Below are 21328 nucleotides of genomic sequence, written 5' to 3' on the forward strand. Positions count from 1 at the left end.
GGACGACGGCACGCACCTGCGCCGACCGCTCCACGAGCGCCCGACACACCGCGGCACCCACCAATCCGTTCGCACCGGTCACCACGACGACGGAAGAGGGAGTGGCCATGCCGTCCACACTGCCAGCGACCACCAGACGACGCCCGCTGCGAGGCACGTCGCCGAAGCGTCGGGGTACCCCCTGACCGCCCCGGCACCCGCCCGGGCCGGGTGATCGGCCTTCAGCTGGCAGCGCTCTACACCCGGCGAGGGGCCCTTCGTGATGGGAGGTCGCTCGTCGCCTGTCGACACCGAGCTGACACCTCATCTCGGGACGGTGGCTGCCGCCGCCCCGCCGGGCTGGCCGGACCAACCGGCATTGGTCACCGTCGTCAGTCCTCGTCGACGTCCGTGTCGTGGGCTCCCTGCTCGCGGCCGAGCAGGTGCTCCACTCCCGGGGTGATGTCGCAGCTCTCCACCGGGATCACGAGGTTACCCTCGAAGACCGCGTGATGTCCCCGTGCGGCGATCTTGCCGGTACTGGTCAGCTCGATGAGATATCGCCGTCCGCCACGAGGACCAACTCGTCATCGTCCGTGCGATGGGCCTGGCGGTGTCGCAAGTCCCCGACGCTTGGCTCGATCGTGACCGATCCGCCGTTCCGGCAGGTCGACGTACTGGGGAGAGGCGTCGCCGGCGGGACGTAGGCCCTCGGACACAGCTTCAGGGGCTAGCAGGTCATCCCGAACCGGTGCCACGTCTCCAGCTGCCGAGCAGCGTGTCGCCGACTTCGCGGCTGCGTTGGTAGAAGGGACGCCGCCCGGCAGGTGGTGCGCTCGCCCCGACATGAGCGGTGTCAGGCCCTGCTCGTACCCAGGGTCACCATCAGTGCAGCGGGGACGCCGTGCACGGCCGATCGGCAGTTGTCCCCGTGGCCGCGCCGCGGGACGCTGCTCCGGTGGAGGTCCCGCTGACGGCCGAGGACCGCGCGATCCTGGCGCTGGAGGGACCCGGGCTGGTCGGACACACCTGCAAGCTCATCCGCCTGGCCGCGGGGGCGCCCGGCCCGGAGGCGCTGCGGGAGGCGCTGAGCCGGCGGCTGCCCGCCGCGCCGGAGATGACCTGGCGCCTGGCCGGTCCGGCCGATGCGCCGGTGTGGCGCCCGGACGAGAGGTTCGACCTCGGCCGGCACGTCGGTGCGATCATGGCAGCCGAACCGCTCGATGCGGCCGCACTGCGGGCGGCGGTGACTCGGCTGTTCGTGCAGCCCCTGGACCGCGGTCGACCGTTGTGGCGGATGGATCTGCTCGGACCACTGGTCGGCGGTGGTGTCGCGCTGGTGTGGCGGGTGCACCACGCGTTGGCCGACGGCACGACGGCGATGCGCTTGGCCCGCGACGTGCTGTGGGACCCCCCGCCGGCATCCGCCGACGGCGCGCACGCCGACGCCGGCGTCCACGCGAGCCCGCCGATCGACGACCCGCGGCAGCGTTCCCACCTCGCCGGGCTCCTCGCGCGCGAGTTCCTGCCCGCCGCGCACCGATCCCCGTTCGACGCGCGGGTGGGACGCGACCGCGAGGTCGCGCTCGCCGCGGTCTCGTTGCCCGACCTGCACCACGCTGCCCAGGTGCTGGCCGGAGCGACGGTGAACGACGCGGTGCTCGCGCTCGTGGCCGGCGCGCTGCGCCGCTGGCTGGAGCACCGGCACGGGCCGGTCCGCACCCTCCGGGTCAAGGTGCCGGTCAGCCTGCACCACGACGACGACCCGGCCGGCAACCGCGACTCCTGGTTCCGGGTGGACCTGCCCCTGCACGAGCCGGACCCCGTGGCGCGGCTGACCGCCATCCGTGCGGAGACCGCGCTGCGGAAGGCACGCCACGACGCGCAGGAACTGGACGAGGTGCTGGACCGGCTCGCCCGGGTCTCGCCACGGCTGGCGAGCTGGTCGGAGCGGGTGCAGCGGAGCGGCCGGACCTTCGCCGTCAACGTGTCCGCGATCCGCGGCCCCGACCGCGAGGTCACCGTGCTCGGGGCCCGGGTCGAGGCGATCCACCCGTTGGTGGAGGTGGCGCCGCACCACGCCCTCCGGGTGGCGGCGGTCTCGGTCGCCGACCGGTTGTGCGTCGGCATCGTCGCCGTTCCCGCGGTCGTCGACGACGTCGGGCTGCTGGCGAGCTCGGTGGAGCGGGAGGCCGCTGACCTCGCCGTCGCCGCGGACCTCGCCGTCGCCGCGGACCGGGGCCCACGACCCTGACCCGGGACGGCGGCCCCCGGTCAACCGGCGGACCAGCCGCCGTCCACCGGTATCGCCGCTCCGGTGAGGTAGGACGCCGCATCCGAGCAGAGGAACAGGACGACGCCGGCGACCTCGCGCGGCGCCGCCATGCGGCCCAGGGGTTCCACCGCGGCGTAGGCGGCCCGGCGCTCCGGCTGCGCCTCGAGGAGGCGTTCGAGCATCGGCGTGTCGACCGTGCCCGGACAGATCGCGTTGACGCGGACGCCGCGCCCTCCCACCTCCAGGGCGGCGGCCTTCGTCAGGCCGACGACGCCGTGCTTGCTGGCCGTGTAGGCAGCCGAGTTGCGGATACCGACCAGTCCCGCCACCGACGACGTGTTGACGATCACCCCGCTGCCGGCCGCCAACATCGGCCGCAGCTCGTGCTTCATGCTCAGCCAGACACCCTTGAGGTTGACGTCGACGATGCGGTCCCAGTCGACCTCCTCGAGATCGGTCAGCGCCGGGAAGGCACCGGTCGACGTGTTGGCCCCGGCGTTGTTGACCGCGATGTCGAGGCGGCCGTGGGTCTGCACCGCCGTCTCGACCATCCGGCGGACGTCGGCCTCCTGCGTCACGTCGGTCGGCACGAAGGTGGCCGCGCCTCCCTCCGCCTCGATCTCCGCGACGACGGCGGCGCCCTCGGGTTCCCGGCGGGCCCCGATGACCACCCGGGCGCCGGCCCGGGCCAGGGCCAGCGCCGCTGCCCGCCCGATGCCCGAGTTACCGCCCGTGACGATCGCCACGCGGCCGTCGAACCCGGCGCCCGGACCCGGCCGGGGGACGGTGCCGTCGTCGTCCACGGGCTGATCGGTCATGGACACGACAGCCCCTCCGGTCACGGTGGCGGGTGCGACGGTAGCTGGCCCCGCGGGCCGGCGGCCGCCCTCGCGCACGGCAGTTGCGTCAGGCCACCGCCAGCGGCGGCCGGGCGGTAGCGTCCGCGCGGTCGACCCCGACGAAGGAGGCGACGAGCATGGCGACGCCGCCGACCATCAGCGCTGTGCTGGCGGACAAGCACTGTCCGCCGGACGCGGTCCTCGACCTCATCTCCCCCGGCGACGACCTCATCGTCGGGGCAGTCAACGGCGAGCCGGTCACCGTCCTCGACGCGATCGAGGCCCACGCGGACCGGCTCACCGGCGTCCGGATCCACCAGATGCTGCCCCTGCGGGCGCGCCCCCACATGCGCGGCGAGCTCCTCCCCCACCTCCGGCACGTCTCCTGGTTCCTCTCCCCGGCCAACCGCACGGCCTTCCACCAGGGACAGTGCGACCTGGTGCCGAACAACTTCAGCGAGGTGCCGCACCTGATGCGCCGGTCGACGCGGCGCTCGATGGTGCTGGTGGCGGCTTCACCGCCCGACCGGCACGGCTACTTCTCCCTCGGACCCGACGCGGAGTACACGGCCGCCATGATCGGGGAGGTCCCCTTCTTCCTCGAGACCAACGAGCAGATGCCCCGTACGTTCGGGGGGAACCAGGTCCACGTCAGCCAGATCTCCGGGTGGTGTTCGGCGGACTACCCCCTGGCCGAGATGCCACGGCGACCGACGCGCGCGACGGACCGCGACATCGCGGCCCTGGTCGCCGAACGCATCCCGGACGGGGCCACGCTGCAGGCGGGCATCGGCGCGATCCCGGACGAGGTGCTGGGCATGCTCGGCGATCACAAGCACCTCGGGGTCCACACCGAGCTGCTCTCCGACGGGTTCATCGACCTCGTCGAGAAGGGCGTGGTGACGAACACCCGCAAGCGCACGCACCTCAACAAGATCATCGCGACCTCGGCGTACGGCAGCCGGCGGCTCTACGGGTTCGTCGGCGACAACCCCGGTGTCGAGTTCTGGCCGGTGAACTACACCAACGACCCGCGCACCATCGCCCGCGAGGATCACATGACCGCGGTCAACGCGGCTCTCGAGGTGGATTTCCTGGGGCAGTGCGCAGCCGAATCGCTGGGCAGCGAGTACCTCTCGTCCTCCGGCGGGCAGCCGGACTTCGCCCGCGGCGCCCTGTTCGCCGAGCACGGCCAGTCCTTCATCGTCCTCCACTCCACCACCGCCGATGAGTCGGTGTCCCGGATCGTGGCGCAGCTGCACCCAGGCGCGGCGGTCACGACCTTCAAGAACGTCGTGGACCACGTCGTCACCGAGTACGGGGTGGCCGAGCTGCGCGGTAGCAGCATCCGGGAGCGAACCCGCAGGTTGATAGCCATCGCGCACCCGAAGTTCCGCGACGACCTGCAGCGTGCGGCGCGCGAGATGGGCTTTCTCTGAGCTCCTGCACGACACGCGAACACAGCAGCCAGGGTCACCCTCGCCAGACGTGAGGACGGAACGGCGGCGGTCGCGGCGGCGGCGACGGCGGCCCCCGTCGCCGACCGCGGGCCTTCACGGTGCGCGGTACCCGGCCCGCGCCCGCCCCGGCCACGTCTGTGGCGAACGACTGGTCACCGCGGGTCCGGTCCCCGGCGGGCGCGGGCGACGCCGAGATGCCGCGTCATGACCTCGCCGAGGGAGGCGGCGTCGACGGCGACCGTGATCATCGTGGCCCCCTCGGCGGCGTAACCGGCGGCCTCCTCACCGCTGTAGGCGTGGACTCCGACGGGCACGCCCGCGGCGGTGGACCGGGCGATGATCGAGGACAGCACGCCGCGCAGCTCCTCCCGGTGTGCGTCGCGGGTCAGCTCCAGGGAGAGGGAGAGGTCGCCCGGGCCGACGTAGACGCCGTCCAGTCCCTCGACGGCGAGGACGGCGTCGAGGTCGTCGAGCGCGGTGGCGGTCTCCACCATCACGATCACCAGGGGCTGGTCGGCCCCGCCGGAGAGCCGTCCGATCGAGCGCCTCCCGGCCGGGGCGTACCGGCAGGCGGCGACGACCTCCTGTGCGTGGTCAGCGTCGCGCACGTTGGGCACGATGACGCCGCGGGCACCGAGGTCGAGCGGGCGGCCGACGTCGGCGAAGGCCGCGCTGCGGGTCCGGACGAGCGGTATGGCGCCCGCCGCCGTGATGGCCGCTGCGACGCCCGGCAACTCGGCCTCGGCCATGGCGCCGTGCTGCAGGTCGACCACCACGTAGTCCGCTCCGGTCCGTGCCAGCACCTCACCGGTCACCGCGCCGGGCAGCAGGCTCCACACACCGTGGCACGGCTGCCCGGCGGACCACCGCCGACGCAGAACGACCTCGCTGACCGACATCCCAGGACCCCATTTCTGCCGGCGGCTCCCGACCGGGACGGCGAGGTCGGACACCACCCGGGGACTCGCCGGGACGATCCTGCCCGGAGGCTCCGGCGCGCGCGACCGAGACCGCCGGACTCGCCGGACGCCCCTGAAGTGCACCCACGTTGGATGCCCGGGCAGCTCGGCCCATGCCGAGCTCCGGACGGCTGCCTTCACCGCTCTGGAGACCGCCTGAGGTCGTCCCACGACTGTGCGGCGGCGAGCAGAACCGCTGGTGCGTTCGTTCTCACGCCGTGGTCGAGGCGAGACACGTCTGGCTCGACGCGGTTCGCGCCGAGGCGTAAGAACATCGGGGTGAGCCGCATCAATGACGTCGGAGGCATGATCGGGTTTCCCGATATCGTCGAGGAACCTGACGAGCCTGCCTTCCACGCGGACTGGGAAGCGCACGTGCTCGCCCTCAACGCAGCCCTGATCCGCCGTGGGGTCTACAACCTCGACGAGTTCCGCGACGCCATCGAGCGGATGCCTCCGGCGTCGTACCTCTCGGCCTCCTACTACGAGAAGTGGTTCACGGCGATCACCACACTGCTGGCCGAGAAAGGCGTCGCGACGCCGGAGGAACTGGCCGGTGCCTGATCGTTTCGTTCCAGGCGACCCGGTGCGCGCCGGCACCTGCGATCCCACCGGCCACACACGGCTCCCGCGGTATGTCCGCGGCGCCGTCGGTCAGGTGGCGGAGGTCGCGGGCCACCATCCCCTCGCCGACGACCGCGCCCGCGGCCTGCCGGGCACGGTGCAGGCGGTCTATCACGTGCGGTTCGCCGCGGTGGACCTGTTCGGTGCCGGTGACCATACCGTGACGGTCGAACTCTGGGAGGACTACCTGGAGCCGACCACGGACCATCAGGACAAGGAGGCGCCATGAGCGGGGACCACAGCAGCGCGGCCATCGCCGAGCGGGTCCGGCACGTCGAGGCCCTGCTCGAGGAGCGCGGCCTGCTCGACGACGGCGAGATCGATCGCCGCATCGACGAGTTCCTGGCCGGAGGGTCGCCAGCGAACGGTGCGCGGATCACCGCCCACGCGTGGGTGGACGCGGACTTCCGTGAACGGCTGCTCGCCGACGCCAACGCGGCCATCCGGGAACTGGGACTGTCGATGGCCGGCGGCCTGCAGGAGCAGCGGCTGAAGGTGGTCGCCAACACCGCGAGCGAGCACCACGTCGTGGTCTGCACCCTGTGCTCCTGCTACCCCATCGCCCTGCTCGGGCCCTCACCGGCGTGGTACAAGAGCGAGGCCTACCGCTCCCGGGTGGTCCGGGACCCGCGGGGAGTCCTGCGGGAGTTCGGGCTCGAACTGCCCGCGGACACCCGGATCACGGTGTGGGACGCGAGCGCGGAGTCCCGGTACATGGTCGTGCCGCGTCGCCCCGAAGGGACCGAAGGGATGTCGGAGGCCGAGCTGGCCGGGCTCGTCACGCGGAAGGGCCTGATCGGGACTGCGGCTGTATGACCGGTCGCAACCGTCAGGCCGGCTCGGGAAGGACATCGTGCGCCGGCTCCGACGACTGTTCGCAGTGACTTTGGCTGTGACGGCGGCCGCGGGTTGCACGAGCGGCCCTCTACCGGGGTCTGATCCGGGGAAGGAACCACCTCGCGCAGAGTCCATGGCCGCGCTCGGTGACTCCATCACCCGCGCCGACGCGGCCTGCGACCGTGGCGGGGACTGCGTCGAGGCCTCGTGGGCGGCAGGCACTGCTGACAACCTCGACAGCCACCGGCAGCGACTGGGCATCGATGACCCCGCGGCCGGCCACAACCTGGCGGTCAGCGGCGCCCGAGTGGCGGGGCTCGCCTCCCAGGTGCGGGCCGCGGCCGAGGTCGGGCCGGAGTACGTCACCGTCCTCATCGGAGCCAACGACGCTTGCGCCGTGGACGAGGCATCCATGACCTCGGTCGAGGAGTACACCGACGCTTTCGGCGACGCCCTGGACGCGCTTGTGCGTGATCTTCCGGAGGCGCACATCCTCGTGCTCAGCGTCCCTGACCTGTCGCGCCTGTGGGAGGTCGGGAAGGAGCAGCCCGAGGTGCGCCGGATATGGAAGTCCTACGGCAGCTGTCAGTCGATGCTGGCCGACCCGGGAAACACGAGCGCCGCAGCAGAGGCCCGCCGCGAACGCGTCCGGGCACGAGTGCAGGCCTACAACGCCGCAATGGCCGCCGCCTGCGATCGGCACGCAGAGAACTGCCGACACGATCGGAACGCCGTCTTCGATCACCGCTTCGACCTCGCCGACGTCAGCCCGGTCGACTACTGGCATCCCAGCGCTCGGGGTCAGGCAACACTGGCCCGAGTCGCTTGGGAAGCGGGCTTCTGGCCGTGACGCAGGGGGACCGGCTCCCCGAGCTGCACCTGTCGCGGCCGGAAGCGTCAACAGGGCAGACAGGAAAGCGGTTCTCAACGAGTTGCCGGACGGACAAGCGTCCCTACGAGGCATTCGGTCGGCAACGGACTGGTGGCTGGACGGAAGGTTCGGGGCTGGGTGACGTCCTGGCTCAGCGACCTGACCGACCACGGTGACCTCAGCCGAGGGGCACAGGCGCCCCTGTCGCAGGCGGGAACGGCCGATGGCAGAGCGCTCACCTGGATGGCCGTCTGTCCGCGGACGGCCAGCGCCTCCTCGTCCCGCTCGTCGAAGCCGTCCCAGAGGTGAACGTCCCCCCAGTAGCCGCCGAGCGCACCGTCCTCCCAGGCGACCTGGATGTGGTTGTTGGTGCCGCGCAAGCCGCCGTCGGGGTGCGCGAGCCGCTCGGGGGCGAGGGCGCGCACGCGCTCGAGGAAGGGCGTCGGCCCCTCGCATCGCGACCACTCCGCGCTGGGGAACCACGTCGTCTCGTCCTGCTGGTCGGCCACGGCAGGCAGTCTCACGTATCCGGGCCGGCAAGGCGGTGACCTGTACGGTCGCGTCAGGAGGATGCTCCCGCGGCCGACGAGTCGCATACGCGCCCGTGTCCAGGTGCCGGAGGTACTCAGGGCCCGGTCGATGCCGGCAGATCGCCACCTCCGTTTCTTGACCTGTTCAAGGACAGTCGTCAGGATGTGGCCGTGCCGGACGTCGCAGACCTCGAGCGTTCACTCCGTGCGGCGGGGCTGCGGGTCACCCGCCCGCGCCTGGCGGTGCTGGACGCCGTCCACGCGCATCCGCACGTCGACACCGAGAAGCTGATCGGCGCCGCGCGCGCCCGCCTGGATGCGGTGTCGCACCAGGCGGTGTACGACGTGCTACGCGTCCTGACCGACAGCGGTCTGGTGCGGCGCATCCAGCCACAGGGCTCCGTCGCGCGCTACGAGGCGCGGGTCGGCGACAACCACCACCACCTGGTCTGCCGGTCCTGCGGCGCCATCGTCGACGTCGACTGCGCGGTGGGCGAGCCCCCCTGCCTGACGGCGTCCGATGACGCCGGGTACACGATCGACGAGGCCGAGGTCATCTACTGGGGCCGCTGCCCGGCCTGCAGCCCCCGCCCGTCCGTCCCCTGATCCCCGGACCGATCCGCAGCACAGAAAGGCACACCGTGAAGGACGAGACCAACAAGGTCCAGACCGAGAGCACCAGCGAGAGCGAGAACCCGGCGATCCCGTCGCCGACGCAGGTGACGAACCGCCGCCCGCAGAGCAACCGGGACTGGTGGCCGAACCAGGTCGACCTGTCGGTGCTGAACAAGCCCTCGAAGGACTCCGACCCGCTGGGAGCGGACTTCGACTACAAGGCCGCGTTCGCCGAGCTCGACGTCGAGGCGGTCAAGCGCGACCTCGCCCAGCTCATGCGCACGTCGCAGGACTGGTGGCCGGCCGACTGGGGCCACTACGGCCCGCTGTTCATCCGCATGTCGTGGCACTCCGCCGGCACCTACCGCATCGCCGACGGGCGGGGCGGTGGCGGGCAGGGCGGCCAGCGCTTCGCCCCGCTCAACAGCTGGCCGGACAACGCGAACCTCGACAAGGCCCGCCGCCTGCTGCTGCCGATCAAGCAGAAGTACGGCCGCAAGCTCTCGTGGGCCGACCTGCTCCTGCTCGCCGGCAACGTCGCCCACGACGACATGGGGCTGCCGACCTTCGGCTTCGCCTTCGGCCGCGAGGACACCTGGCAGCCCGAGGAGGTCTTCTGGGGCCCGGAGGACACCTGGCTCGGCGACGAGCGCTACGCCGACAACACCCCGCTCGACCTCGACGAGGGTCCGCTCGCGAACGTGACCATGGGGCTGATCTACGTCAACCCCGAGGGCCCGAAGGGTCAGCCCGACCCGCTCGCGTCCGCTCACGACATCAAGGTGACCTTCCGCCGCATGGGCATGAGCGATGAGGAAACCGTCGCCCTCATCGCCGGCGGGCACACCTTCGGCAAGACGCACGGCGCGGGCAACCCCGAGCTCGTCGGCCCGGAGCCCGAGGGCTGCCCGGTGCACGGCAACGGCCTCGGCTGGATCAGCCAGCACGGCACCGGCAAGGGCGCCGACACCATCACCAGTGGCCTGGAGGGCGCCTGGACTCCGACGCCGACGACCTGGGACAACACCTACTGGGAGATGCTGTTCCGCTGGGACTGGGAGCTCGTCGAGAGCCCGGCCGGCGCCAAGCAGTGGCAGCCGAAGAACCCCGAGGCGCAGGACCTCGTCCCCGACGCGCACATCGAGGGCAAGAAGAACCCGCCGATGATGTCCACCGCCGACATGGCCCTCGCGGTCGACCCCGAGCTCCGCGCGTACGCGGAGCGCTTCCGGGACGACCCGGAGTACTTCGCCGACCAGTACGCCCGTGCCTGGTTCAAGCTGCTGCACCGCGACATGGGCCCGAAGGTCCGCTACCTCGGCCCCGACGTCCCGAGCGAGGACCTGATCTGGCAGGACCCGGTTCCCGCCGTGGACCACGAGCTCGTGGGCGAGGCGGAGATCGCCGACCTCAAGCAGCGCCTGCTCTCCTCCGGGCTCACCGTGTCGCAGCTCGTGCACACCGCCTGGTCCGCCGCCGCCTCCTACCGCGGCACGGACAAGCGCGGTGGCGCCAACGGTGCCCGGCTCCGCCTCGAGCCGCAGATCGGCTGGGCGGTCAACGAGGGCGTGCGGGACGTGCTGCCGGTGCTCGAGCGGGTCAAGGGCGAGTTCGAGCAGCAGACCGGGAAGAAGGTCTCGCTCGCCGACCTGATCGTGCTCGGCGGCAGCGCGGCGGTGGAGAAGGCGGCCGCGGACGCGGGCGTGCAGGTGACGGTGCCGTTCCGCCCGGGGCGCACCGACGCCTCGCAGGAGCAGACCGACGTCGACAACTTCCGCTGGCTCGAGCCGCGGGCCGACGGCTTCCGCAACTGGATCGCGCCGGGGAACAAGCTGGAGCCGGAGACGCTCCTGGTCGACCGGGCCTACATGCTGGAGCTCACCGCCAAGGAGATGACCCTGCTGGTCGGCGGCCTGCGGGTGCTCGGCGCCAACACCGGCGGCGTGCAGCACGGCGTGTTCACCGACCGGCCGGGCGTGCTGTCGCAGGACTTCTTCCGCAACCTGCTCGACCTGGGTATCTCGTGGCGCACCTCGGTCGCCACCGAGGGCGTCTACGAGGGGCTGGACGCCGACGGCAACGTCGTGCGCACGGCCACCGCGGCCGACCTGGTGTTCAACTCGAACTCGATCCTGCGCGGCATCGTCGAGGTCTACTCGGCCGACGACGCCCAGGAGAAGTTCGTGCGGGACTTCGTCGCCGCCTGGACCAAGGTCATGGAGCTCGACCGCTTCGACCTGCGGTAGACACCACCCGTCCGGACGCCCCGGTCCGCACTCCGCGGGCCGGGGCGTCCGCGCATCCAGCCGGTCCGTTCACCGGCAACCGGCCCCGGCACCCGGCACCCGGCACCCGGCACCCGGCACCCGGCACAGACCATGACACACGCGTGGACGACGCCATGGGGTCGCCGTCGGTCCGGAGCCGGGACCGCCACGTTCCCGGGGGCTCGCGCCTTCTGCACCGGAACGCCTCGCTCCCCCTGGGAACCACCCGACGTGCGCCCAGGCGACCGCGAGACGCAGCCGTGTGCGTATGCAGCGTGTCGCCCCTCGGACACCGGCGAACCCCCGCGGTCATCGGGCGTGGGGGCTCAGCCATTCCCGGGCACCGCTGGCACTCGCGTTCGGCTGGAGCCGGCGGCTCGATTCCTTCGCGTCGATGCGGGCGTAGCGGGCATCGAGGGCCTCGCGCGCCGAGATCTCTCTCCGCCGGATCGCGGTCGCCAGTTCCTGGGCGGACAGGTCCTCGAACGCTGCCATCAGGACGTCCCGCCGCGCTGCGGCCCGACCCGCGACATGATCGCGGCGTACGCGGCGGTGACGGCCGTGACGAGGGTCGGCTCGATCACCGGCGCGAAGAACGGCGAGTGGTTCGACGGCACCGGCTGGTCGCCGTTCACCACCTCGTCCGGCATCCCGCCGAAGAACCAGTACACGCTCGGCACGCCGATCGCGCCCGGCAGGTGCCCGAAGTCCTCGCTGCCCATCTGTGCCGACGTGTCGCGGACCTTCTCCGGGCCGAGTGCCGCGGCGAGCGCCGCCTTGATCTGCTCCGTCGCCTCGGGGTCGTTGTCCAGCAGCGGGAAGGTGTACAACTCCTCGATCTCCGGCTCCGGGGCGCCGGAGGCCTGGGCCTCGGCGGCGATGACGCGCCGCAGCGCGGCCAGCACCCGCTCGCGCACCTCGGGATCGAGGGTGCGGACGTTGAGGGTGAACACCGCTGTCGCCGGGATGATGTTCTCCTTCAGGCCCGCGTGGAAGCTGCCGACCGTCACCACCGCCGACTTCAGCGGGGGCACCTCTCGGGCCACGATGCTCTGGATGCGCACCACCATGTGGCAGGCGAGGACGACGGGGTCGACGGTGTCCTCCGGTCGCGAGCCGTGTCCGCCGCGGCCGTGCACGGTCACCCGCCAGCTGTCGGCCATCGCCATCGCCGGACCGGTGGAGATCTCCACCTCACCGGCCCGGCCGGGCCAGACGTGCTGGCCGAAGATGACCTCCGGCCGGGGCGCGCGGTCCCACAGCCCGTCCGCCACCATCGCCGCGGCGCCCTCGCTGGTCTCCTCGCCGGGCTGGAAGAGGATGACCACGGTCCCCGACCAGCTGTCGCGGCTGCCCACCAGCAGGGCGGCGGCGCCGATCGCGCAGGTGATGTGGGTGTCGTGGCCGCAGGCGTGCATGACCGGCACCTCGGTGCCGTCCGGCAGCCTGCCATGGGCTGTGCTCGCGTAATCCAGCCCGGTGTCCTCCGTGACGGGCAGGGCGTCGGTGTCGGCGCGGAAGCCGACGACCGGACCTTCACCGTTGCGCAGGACCGCCACCACGCCGGTGCCACCACACGAGAAGGTCTCGAAGCCGAGGGCGGCCATCCGCTCCGTGATCAACGCGGCCGTCCGGTGCTCCTGCATCGACAGCTCGGGGGCGGCGTGGAGCTGCCGGTACAGCGCGTGCAGCTCGTCCCGGAGCTCCGGCGAGATCCTGGTGCCGCTCGTCACCGACGTCATCCGATGGTCCTTCCTGGGTCAGCCGCCGACGTCCATGTGCTCGGTGCGATCTTCCGGGTGCGGAACGGGCTGCGCTGACCGGTCGCGCAGCACCCACGCCAGCACGACGGTGCTCATCACCACGAGAGCCGTCGCGTAGTTGGCCAGCGCCGCGACGTTGGGAACCAGGACCAGCTGCACCAGGACCGCCACCACAACAGCGATCACGGTGATCCGGTGCTGCTTGACGAACACGGCGAACTGCACCACGACGGCCCCGATGATGGCCGGAAAGATGTAGATCTGGGTCACGCTGCGGATGTCCTCGGGGACGACGCTCACCAACCAGGTGCCGAGGATCCCGACGAAGATCAACAGCGAGAAGATGTGCACGGTGGCGGCACCGCAGATCGCCATCACCGCGGCCAGTTCCGCCCGTTTGGTGCCGGGCCTGGCGTTGATCGCGGACTGCGCGACGACGGCCGACGGCAGCAGCTTGTTGGCGATGTTGCCGATCATGAACGCCTGGTACATCGCCGCGGGGCCCAGGACGGGGAAGTAGGTGAGCGGCTCGAGCACCCAGAACACCCAGAAGACGGCGCCCACCGCCAGGAAACCGGTCCACAGGTCGGACTGGGCGATCCGCAGGTCCGTGAAGAAGATCAGGTAGACGGGGGCCGCCCAGGAGAGGAGGAGGCCGAGCGCCATGGTGATGCGACCCCACCGGGACGTGGTGCGGTCGTACTGCTCGTAGGCCGACTGCGCGGTCTGGGCGGCGGTGGTCATGGTCGGCTCCCCTCCCGCTTGCGTCAGGCCGGTGGCGGGCCGAGACCGGCGCTGTGTACGAAGTACGCGACGACCAGGCCGAGGATGATCGAGAAGCCCAGCCCCCATTCCCGCAGCCAGGCCGCGTTCAGGGCCCTGGCCAGCGCCAGGCACACGGCCATGGTGAGCGCGGAGACGACGACGACGATGATGTGACCGGTGGACTTGCCGAGCTCCGCGATGCCCAGGGAAGCGAAGGCGGCCAGCAGGGCCGCGGCGGGGACGATGGCCATCAGCGCCGGGTTGATCGCGCGCATCTTCACGTCGCCGTGCTTGAGCAGCGGGGTGAGGACGAGGGTGGCGAGCATCCACATCCCCCCGGACAGCGACATCGCGAAGAACGCGACGGTGAACACCTCGGGGGTGTAGCCCTCCCCGCCCAGAGTCGCCCCCATGGTTCCCGAAGCGAGGCTCGCCGAGGCGGTCTCGGTGGCAGCGGACCCCACCAGGCCGATGCGGACCAGGACGGCCGGCGTCCCGAACAGCGCCAGCAGCGCGACCGCGACGATGACGATCGCCAGCGACGGGCCGATCGCGGCGACCGCACCCGAACGGAACGACGCCCTCAGGTCCTCGCGGGGGAAGTCGAGCTGCGGCCCTGCCCGGCGTGCGGCGCGCATGTAGATCATGGTCTGCACGATGATGACGCCGAAGACCCCGAGGGCGAAGAACCACAGCACCGGGGAGTTCACGTATGCCGAGAGCTCTTCCACGGCGTGCCTCCAGGAGGAGACGGCACCCGGCCGATCACGAGGCCGAAGGCGCGGAAACCCCGTCATGGTACTTCTTCGGGAGTACGTCCGGTCGCATCCTGCGCGACCGCATCTGTGGTAGGTGAGCTGCGGCCTCCCGGCATGCCTGACAGCACAGCCCCAGGGGCTCCAGTCGCAGTCCGCAGCCGCCCAGCGGACGCACGCGCTGCGACCGTGGAACCGCAGACCGACGGGAGGCCCTCCCCACCATTGATGGGGGTGACCGCTCAGCGGGCTCCCCGTCCGCGATGCCCTGGTGACCGTCAGCGCTCCGTGGTGGGATACCCAGACGGAGGAGCCGTGCTCGTGCATCGGTACCCCTGCACGAGCACGCCGGCCCTCGGTCGGTGGAGCTTCAGCAGGAGCGGAGGCCGTCATGACCAACGGAGCAGCACGGGTATCGGTCTGCCTGGGCTTCGACTTCGACGCGATCTCGTTGTGGATCGGATCGATGGGATCCACCAGCCCGAGCATGATGTCCAGAGGCGAGTTCGGCGCGGCGGCGATCCCCCGCATCCTCGACCTGCTGAAGCGCTACGACGTCCGGGCGACCTGGTGCGTCCCCGGGCACAGCGTCTACGCCTATCCGGACCTCGTCCGTCGCATCCACGACAGCGGCCACGAACTGGGTCACCACGGCTGGGTCCACGAGAACCCGCAGAAGTTCGACCGGGACGGTGAGCGGCGCAACCTCGAGCGCGGGTTCGAGGCGTTCGACAAGGTGGTCGGCATCCGGCCGCGCGGGTATCGCTCCCCGGCCTGGGACTTCAGCGAGAACACCATCGATCTGTTGCTCGAGTTCGGGTTCGACTACGACTCGAGTTGCATGGGCAACGACGTCCACCCGTACTACCTGCGGCAGGGCGACAAGGCATCCGCGACGGAGCCGTACGTCTTCGGTGAACCGGTGGAACTGGTCGAGGTCCCGGTCACCTGGGGCCTGGACGACTTCCCGCCCTTCGAGTTCGTGTGGGGAAGCAATTCCGGTCTCGCCAGCCCCTCCGACATCGAGGAGATCTGGCGCGGCGACTTCGACTACGCCTACCGGCACGCCGGCCTCGACGGCGAGGGCGCGGTGTACGCGCTGACGATGCACCCGCAGGTGATCGGCCGTGGTCACCGCATGCTCATGCTCGAACGGCTGCTGCAGCACATGTCCGGCCACGACGGCGTCGTGTTCGAGACGATCAGCGAGTTCGTGGACAGGTGGAAGGCCGCGAACCCGCTCGACCAGTGGCGGACCGCGCATCCCGAGTTCGCCGAGCCCGGACGGCGCGGCGCTTCCTGACGCCCCGTCAGGTACCTCATCTGGTCGTCGGAAAGGGTGGGTGGCGTGACCGCCGACGCGGAGTACGAACTGCCCGGCCTCGAAGGCCCGGCCGAGATCCTGATCGACCGCTGGGGCGTCCCGCACATGTACGCCTCGACCCTGTACGACGTCTTCCGGGTGCAGGGGTTCAACGCCGCCCGCGACCGGTTGTGGCAGCTGGACTTCTGGCGCCGCCGGGGGCTCGGCCTGCTCGCCGAGGTGTTCGGACCGTCGATGGTCGAACGCGATCGTGCGTCCCGGCTCTTCCACTACCGCGGGGACATGCATCCGGAATGGCTGTCGTACGGCTCGGACACCAAGCGGGTGGCCGGCGCGTTCGTCGACGGCGTGAACGCCTACATCCGCCTCGCGCTCCGGGACCGGGAGCTGCTGCCCCTGGAGTTCCGCGAGCTGGGCTACGAGCCGGCGTTCTGGGCGCCGGAGGACTTCGCCCGCATCCGGTCCAACGGGCTGTACTACAACCTCGACTCCGAGGTCGCGCGGGCACTGATCCTGCGCGACCACGACCCCCGGGTCGAGGACCTGCGCCGGCGCCGTGAACCTCCGGTCGATCTGGTGGTCCCCGAGGGCCTGGACCTGTCGCTGTTCCCGGACGACGTCCAGCGGATCTACCGCCTGGCGATCGACCCGCCGGACCTCAGCGGGGTCAAGGAGCCGGTGCTGCAGGGCAGCAACAACTGGGTGCTCGCCCCCCACCGGACGACCACCGGGCGTCCGCTGCTGGCCAACGACCCGCACCGGGCGCTGTCGGTCCCTTCGTTGCGCTACGTGGCGCACCTGTCAGCACCCGGCCTGGACGTGATCGGCGCCGGCGAGCCCGCTCTGCCCGGAATCTCCATCGGTCACAACGGACGGATCGCGTTCGGCCTGACGATCTTCTCGATCGACCAGGAGGACCTGTACGTCTACCGGACCAATCCGGACAACCCGATGGAGTACCGCTACCAGGACGGCTGGGAACCGATGCGGGTGGTCCGTGACACGGTCAAGGTCAGGGACAGTGAGGACGTCGAGGTCGAGCTGCGGTACACCCGGCACGGCCCGGTCATCTACGAGGACGCCGAGCGCCACACCGCGTTCGCCGTCCGGGCGGCCTGGCTGGAGCCGGGGACGGCTCCCTACCTCGGGAGCATGGACTACATGCGGGCGACGAACTGGGACGAGTTCCTCGCCGCGATGAACCGGTGGGGCACGCCGCCGGAGAACCAGCTGTTCGCGGACCCGGCCGGGAACATCGGCTGGAAGCCGGCCGGGCTCACGCCGATCCGGCCCAACTGGGACGGCACGCTGCCGGTCCCCGGCGACGGGCGCTACGAGTGGGCCGGCTTCCGCGACATGGACGAGCTGCCGGTCGCGAGCAACCCGGAACAGGGCTGGCTGGCCACCGCGAACGAGATGAACCTGCCCGAGGACTACCCGGCGCACGACAAGGTGATCTCGTTCGACTGGTATCCCTCGTCGAGAGCCGAGCGGCTCGCCGAGGTCTTCGGAGGCGACCGGCGGTTCTCACCGGAGGACTGCGTGCGACTGCAATCGGACTTCGTCAGCCTTCCGGCCCGCCGGATCCTCCGGCGGCTCGCCTCGGTGACGGCCGACGACGACACCACGAACGACGCGCTGCGGCTGCTCACGGCCTGGGACGGCGACCTCTCCCCGGAGTCGGCCCCGGGCGCGCTGTTCGAGGTCTGGTACCGACGCCATCTCCGGCCCGCCCTTCTGCGTGCGGCGGTGGCTCGGCTGGTGCCGGCGGACCAGGTGGAAGCCGTCGTCAGGAAGGTGACACCCGAGGAGAGCCTCCTGGCCGACCCCCGGACGGACGTGGCGATCCTGGAGCACCCCGTCGACTCGTTGGGTGAGGACGGCGAGGCGGTGCTCGACGAGATCCTGCGGTCGACCCTGGCACCGGCCGTCGCCGAGGTGGAGCAGCTGCTGGGCCCGGACCGCGGGACATGGGCGTGGGGACGGCTGCACGTCTCCCGCCTCGCGCACGCGCTGTCCCCGTTGATGAGCGAGGACACCCAGGCGCGCCTCGCGGTCGGGCCCGCGGCGCGCGGCGGAAGCGGCGACACCGTCGGCAACACGGCCTACCTCGCCGACACGTTCGTCCAGACCGGCGGAGCGACCTTCCGGATCGTCGTGGACGTCGGCGACTGGGACGGCTCGCTGGTCATGAACAGCCCAGGGCAGTCGGGCGACCCCGACAGCCCGCACTTCTCCGACCTGTTCGAGGCATGGAGCCGTGGGGAGGCGTTCCCGCTCTGCTACAGCCGTGCGGCTGTCGAGGCAGTGACCGAGCGGCGCATTCATCTGCGCCCGATCGGTCAGCCCGCCGAGCCGGAGAGCTGAGCTCGGCGGTCTGTTCGACGAATGACGACCGCTGCATCCATGCGTCCCGGGGTGCAGCGGCTGCTGCGTGGTCATGTCGAGGTCCTGGGCGTGTGCGTGTGCAGCACGTCGCCCCTCGGACACGGCCTCACCCCCGGGTCCCTGCAGAACAGGAGCCCGGGGTGTTCTGCGGTAGGGGCCTTTGAAGCCCTCGTGACACCCGCGTGATGCTTCGCGCCCGCATCGGCTCTCGAGCGGCGCCGCGAAGCGGTCCGCCGCCTCGCGACCCATGCCGGGGTGCACGTGCCGGTAGACGGTGAGCGTGGTCACTGCGCTGACGTGGTGCAGTCGCTCCGAGACGACCATCAGCGGCACGCCATCGGTGGGCAGGGTGGCCGTGCGTTGCAGCAGTGGCGAGCCACTCGTCGGCCCGTTCACGCGGGATTCGCGTCGTCCGGCGCGATACCGCGGTAGGTGGATGATGGCCCGATGCTGATCACCGAGGATCGAGATGACGTTGCCGTCCTGCGCATCGAGCACGGTCGGGTCGGCGCCCTTGACGTGGAGCTGCTGAACGCCCTCACCGAGGCCGTCACCGCGTCCGACCGGGCGCTGGTCATCACCGGCAGCGGATCGTCCTTCTCCGCTGGGGTGGACCTGCACCGGATCCTGGACGGCGGCCGACCGTATACCGAGGAGCTCCTGGCTGCGCTGTCCCGCACGTATCGCGTCGTGTTCGACCATCCGCGGCCGACGGTCGCGGCGGTCAACGGGCACGCCATCGCCGGTGGCTGCGTGCTGGCCCTGGCCTGTGACCTGCGGCTGATGTCGGGCGGACGGATCGGTTTGACCGAGCTGGCGGTCGGCGTGCCTTTCCCGACGCCCGCCCTGGAGATCGTCCGGCATGCGCTCGGCTCCCGTGCCGGCCGGGTGCTCCTCGGCGCGGAGACGGTGGACCACGAGCGGGCGCTGGCCCTGGGGATGGTGGACGAACTCACCGAGCCGGGCGAGTTGCTTCCGCGGGCGGTGGCGCTGGCCGCTGAGCTGGCCTCCCGGTCGCCTGAGTCCTACCGGCTGGCCAAGGTTCAGCTCCATCTCGCCGCCAACGCGGCGATCGAGGCGACCGCCGACGGCGACGCGGCCGTCCTCGCCGGCTGGACCTCCGACGACACCCGACTGCGGATCGGGGCCGCGCTCGCGGCCCTGGCCCGGCGTCAGTAGCTCTCGGCAGCGAACCGGCTCCCCAGGCGCGGCCCTTCCGGGCCGATGGGCGGTGACCCTGCCCGAAGCCGGCAGTCGGCCCTCCCCCCCGCGACGACGCTGTCATCGGCGACCCGGGACCTCGTCAGGGGCGCTGGCCCACCGACCGGATCGCGCGGGATCGCAGACGTGCCTGCTCCCAGCGACCGGTCCGCCACTGCGTCACCACGGACGTCCCCAGTGGTGGAGGCACGCCGATGAGCGAGCCCGGACTGAGCGGGCTACTTGACTGCCGGCCGCCCCGGCGGGTTGATGCCTGTCATCGTCACGCTGGGCGAGAGTGGAGGAGGCGCCATGTGCATCGACGGCACCAGCGACGCCGTGCGGTCACGAGTGGCCCACGTGCATGCCGACTCCGGGGCCTCCCAGGAGGACGTGCCGCAGAAGGCACGGCTGTCCCGCCGGGGGCTCCTGGCCTCGGGTCTCGGCGCGGCCGCCGTCGCGCTCGCGTCGGGCACCCCCGCCGCCGCAGCGCCGGCCGGTGCCCGCATCCGACCGTCCCACCTGCCCCACCGAGTCGTGGACCTGACCCACGTGTTCTCCCCCGACATGCCGACCTTCGGCAACGAGAAGCCGACGCGGGAGAATTTCCAGCCGCCGGCCTCGCCCGGCGAGTTCGCCTTCTACAACAACCGTTGGACGTTCACCGAGCACGTCGGCACCCATCTCGACGCCCCCGGTCACGTCATCGGTGGAGGGCGGCTGTCGCACGACATCGCGGTGGCCGAACTGGTGGCACCGGCGGTGGTCATCGACATCCGCGCCAAGGCGGCGCGGAACTCCGACGCCATGGTGACCGTGGACGACGTCCACGCCTTCGAGCGGGACCACGGGCCCATCCAGCCGGGCACCGCTGTCCTGATGAACTCCGGCTGGGCGTCGCGCTGGGCCGGCGGTGACCTTCTCTTCCGCGGCACCGACGATCCCGAGGACGTCACCTTCTCCTTCCCCGGCTTCGACGCCGAGGCATGCGACCTGCTGGTCACCGATCGCGACGTCATCGGGATCGGGGTGGACACGCTGAGCACGGATCCCGGGAACTCCACCACCTTCCCCGTCCACGAGATCCTCGGCCGGGCCGACCGCTGGGGGCTGGAAGCCCTGGCCGGCCTGGACCAGGTACCTCCACGCGGGGCCACGATCACGGTGGGGTTGGTCCCGTGGGAGGAGGGCTCGGGTGGCCCCTGCCGGGTCGTGGCGACCTGGTAGACCGCGCACTACGACGGCCCGTGGCGGCGCGCAGCTCGGTGTGGTCGAAGCGACGACGTCCCACTCGTCGTTCCTGATGCGGAGCGGACCCGTTCAGCGCGCGGCCCCCGACGTCCTTCCGGGCCCAGTGGTGGGCCGCCGACCGTGGTCGAGCGAGGCGCCCCGGCGACTCCCGGCGGGGGTCCAGGGTCAGGTCGCGCAGCAGCTGTCCGCTGGTGCTGAGCACGCGGATGTGCAGGTCGTGGACCCGGACGAGCACGGGTGTGCCGGCGTGACGGCGGCCGATGCCGATGTGGTGCAGCCGGCTGTTGTGCCGCAGACCCGGTCGCCCCAGGCCCGCAGGACCCCGGGAGAGGCCTACCGCGCCCGACCCAAGGCCGCGGCCACCGGCATCCCGCTGATCAACGGCCACTTCCGGGTCCGCCACGACACGATCGACAGCAACCGAAACCTCACGGATTTGAACGACCGGGCGGAGGTCGCACAGCTCTTCTGGAGACCCTCGGCAGGCAGGGCCCCGCCTGTCACCCGCAGTTGACATGGCGGGACGCTACTGGCAGATCGCTTCCTTGTGCTCCACCCGGCAGTGTCCCCCGGGCTGCGGTCTGCCGGTCACGTCGCGAAGCGTGGCGCTCCAGCCGGCCGAGCCC

The 21328-nt window shown here is 71.4% G+C and carries 20 protein-coding genes; 13 read left to right on the top strand and 7 right to left on the bottom strand.

Going from position 1 to position 21328, the window contains the following annotated elements; genetic code table 11:
• Positions 1 to 937 precede the first annotated feature (937 nt).
• Positions 938 to 2233 carry a wax ester/triacylglycerol synthase domain-containing protein gene (locus tag CHB94_RS23060; protein WP_176445713.1) on the top strand — a complete coding sequence of 432 codons (1296 nt, stop codon included), beginning with the start codon at positions 938 to 940 and terminating at the stop codon, positions 2231 to 2233.
• A gap of 20 nt (positions 2234 to 2253) precedes the next feature.
• Here the strand turns inward: CHB94_RS23060 and CHB94_RS23065 are convergent, their stop codons facing one another.
• Positions 2254 to 3072, bottom strand: coding sequence for a glucose 1-dehydrogenase (locus CHB94_RS23065; protein ID WP_089338906.1), 819 nt, complete (start codon positions 3070 to 3072; stop codon positions 2254 to 2256).
• Between the two features lie 158 nt (positions 3073 to 3230).
• On the opposite strand from CHB94_RS23065, the gene CHB94_RS23070 reads away from it, so the two are divergent.
• A complete protein-coding gene (locus tag CHB94_RS23070; RefSeq protein WP_089338891.1) occupies positions 3231 to 4532 on the top strand; it encodes an acetyl-CoA hydrolase/transferase family protein in 1302 nt (433 codons plus the stop codon).
• A 173-nt stretch (positions 4533 to 4705) separates the two neighbouring features.
• On the opposite strand, the gene CHB94_RS23075 is transcribed toward CHB94_RS23070, so the two are convergent.
• On the bottom strand, positions 4706 to 5452 hold the full coding sequence (locus tag CHB94_RS23075; protein WP_089338892.1) for an HpcH/HpaI aldolase family protein: 747 nt from the start codon (positions 5450 to 5452) through the stop codon (positions 4706 to 4708).
• Between the two features lie 339 nt (positions 5453 to 5791).
• Between CHB94_RS23075 and CHB94_RS26870 the strand changes: the two genes are divergently transcribed.
• From CHB94_RS26870 to CHB94_RS23090, 4 genes are all read left to right on the top strand, one after another.
• Positions 5792 to 6076, top strand: coding sequence for an SH3-like domain-containing protein (locus tag CHB94_RS26870; protein WP_176445714.1), 285 nt, complete (start codon positions 5792 to 5794; stop codon positions 6074 to 6076).
• On the top strand, positions 6069 to 6365 hold the full coding sequence (locus tag CHB94_RS26875) for an SH3-like domain-containing protein (protein WP_176445712.1): 297 nt from the start codon (positions 6069 to 6071) through the stop codon (positions 6363 to 6365). The genes CHB94_RS26870 and CHB94_RS26875 overlap by 8 nt, the downstream gene beginning before the upstream one ends.
• Positions 6362 to 6952 (top strand): nitrile hydratase subunit alpha, encoded by a 591-nt coding sequence (locus CHB94_RS23085; RefSeq protein ID WP_089338893.1) that lies wholly within the window; start codon positions 6362 to 6364, stop codon positions 6950 to 6952. Before CHB94_RS26875 ends, CHB94_RS23085 begins: the two co-directional genes overlap by 4 nt.
• 154 nt (positions 6953 to 7106) lie before the next feature.
• Entirely contained in the window at positions 7107 to 7823 is a 717-nt protein-coding gene (locus tag CHB94_RS23090) for an SGNH/GDSL hydrolase family protein (protein ID WP_089338894.1), read from the top strand.
• 74 nt (positions 7824 to 7897) lie between these two features.
• On the opposite strand, the gene CHB94_RS25485 is transcribed toward CHB94_RS23090, so the two are convergent.
• Complete coding sequence (locus CHB94_RS25485; RefSeq protein ID WP_089338895.1) at positions 7898 to 8353, bottom strand: hypothetical protein; 456 nt, start codon at positions 8351 to 8353, stop codon at positions 7898 to 7900.
• Positions 8354 to 8545: 192 nt separating this feature from the next.
• Here CHB94_RS25485 and CHB94_RS23100 point away from each other — a divergent pair, with 192 nt between their 5' ends.
• Positions 8546 to 8980, top strand: coding sequence for a Fur family transcriptional regulator (locus CHB94_RS23100; RefSeq protein WP_089338907.1), 435 nt, complete (start codon positions 8546 to 8548; stop codon positions 8978 to 8980).
• Positions 8981 to 9015: 35 nt separating this feature from the next.
• Positions 9016 to 11235 (top strand): catalase/peroxidase HPI, encoded by a 2220-nt coding sequence (gene katG, locus CHB94_RS23105; RefSeq protein ID WP_217899466.1) that lies wholly within the window; start codon positions 9016 to 9018, stop codon positions 11233 to 11235.
• Positions 11236 to 11565: 330 nt separating this feature from the next.
• Here the strand turns inward: katG and CHB94_RS23110 are convergent, their stop codons facing one another.
• From CHB94_RS23110 to CHB94_RS23125, 4 genes are read right to left on the bottom strand one after another with little or no spacing between them, the layout of a single operon-like run.
• Positions 11566 to 11751: a hypothetical protein gene (locus tag CHB94_RS23110; protein WP_089338897.1), complete on the bottom strand. Its 186-nt coding sequence runs from the start codon at positions 11749 to 11751 to the stop codon at positions 11566 to 11568.
• Positions 11751 to 12998 carry an amidohydrolase gene (locus tag CHB94_RS23115; RefSeq protein WP_089338898.1) on the bottom strand — a complete coding sequence of 416 codons (1248 nt, stop codon included), beginning with the start codon at positions 12996 to 12998 and terminating at the stop codon, positions 11751 to 11753. The genes CHB94_RS23110 and CHB94_RS23115 overlap by 1 nt, the downstream gene beginning before the upstream one ends.
• Before the next feature lie 18 nt (positions 12999 to 13016).
• Positions 13017 to 13763 carry a hypothetical protein gene (locus CHB94_RS23120; RefSeq protein WP_089338899.1) on the bottom strand — a complete coding sequence of 249 codons (747 nt, stop codon included), beginning with the start codon at positions 13761 to 13763 and terminating at the stop codon, positions 13017 to 13019.
• 23 nt (positions 13764 to 13786) lie between these two features.
• On the bottom strand, positions 13787 to 14515 hold the full coding sequence (locus tag CHB94_RS23125) for a DUF5058 family protein (protein WP_217899467.1): 729 nt from the start codon (positions 14513 to 14515) through the stop codon (positions 13787 to 13789).
• A gap of 415 nt (positions 14516 to 14930) precedes the next feature.
• Here CHB94_RS23125 and CHB94_RS23130 point away from each other — a divergent pair, with 415 nt between their 5' ends.
• The 5 genes from CHB94_RS23130 to CHB94_RS24730 all read left to right on the top strand — a co-directional run bounded on the left by CHB94_RS23130 (position 14931) and on the right by CHB94_RS24730 (position 21216).
• A complete protein-coding gene (locus tag CHB94_RS23130) occupies positions 14931 to 15842 on the top strand; it encodes a polysaccharide deacetylase family protein (protein WP_089338901.1) in 912 nt (303 codons plus the stop codon).
• Between the two features lie 45 nt (positions 15843 to 15887).
• A complete protein-coding gene (locus CHB94_RS23135; protein ID WP_217899468.1) occupies positions 15888 to 18230 on the top strand; it encodes a penicillin acylase family protein in 2343 nt (780 codons plus the stop codon).
• Between the two features lie 468 nt (positions 18231 to 18698).
• Positions 18699 to 19430: an enoyl-CoA hydratase/isomerase family protein gene (locus CHB94_RS23140; RefSeq protein WP_089338903.1), complete on the top strand. Its 732-nt coding sequence runs from the start codon at positions 18699 to 18701 to the stop codon at positions 19428 to 19430.
• A 333-nt stretch (positions 19431 to 19763) separates the two neighbouring features.
• Positions 19764 to 20678: a cyclase family protein gene (locus CHB94_RS23145; protein ID WP_089338904.1), complete on the top strand. Its 915-nt coding sequence runs from the start codon at positions 19764 to 19766 to the stop codon at positions 20676 to 20678.
• Between the two features lie 241 nt (positions 20679 to 20919).
• The gene (locus tag CHB94_RS24730) at positions 20920 to 21216 is read left to right on the top strand and encodes a hypothetical protein (RefSeq protein ID WP_141137613.1); all 297 of its coding nucleotides are present in this window, start codon (positions 20920 to 20922) and stop codon (positions 21214 to 21216) included.
• Positions 21217 to 21328 lie beyond the last annotated feature (112 nt).

The sequence above is a fragment of the Blastococcus mobilis genome, from assembly GCF_900188025.1.
GTDB classification, from domain to species: domain Bacteria; phylum Actinomycetota; class Actinomycetes; order Mycobacteriales; family Geodermatophilaceae; genus Blastococcus_B; species Blastococcus_B mobilis.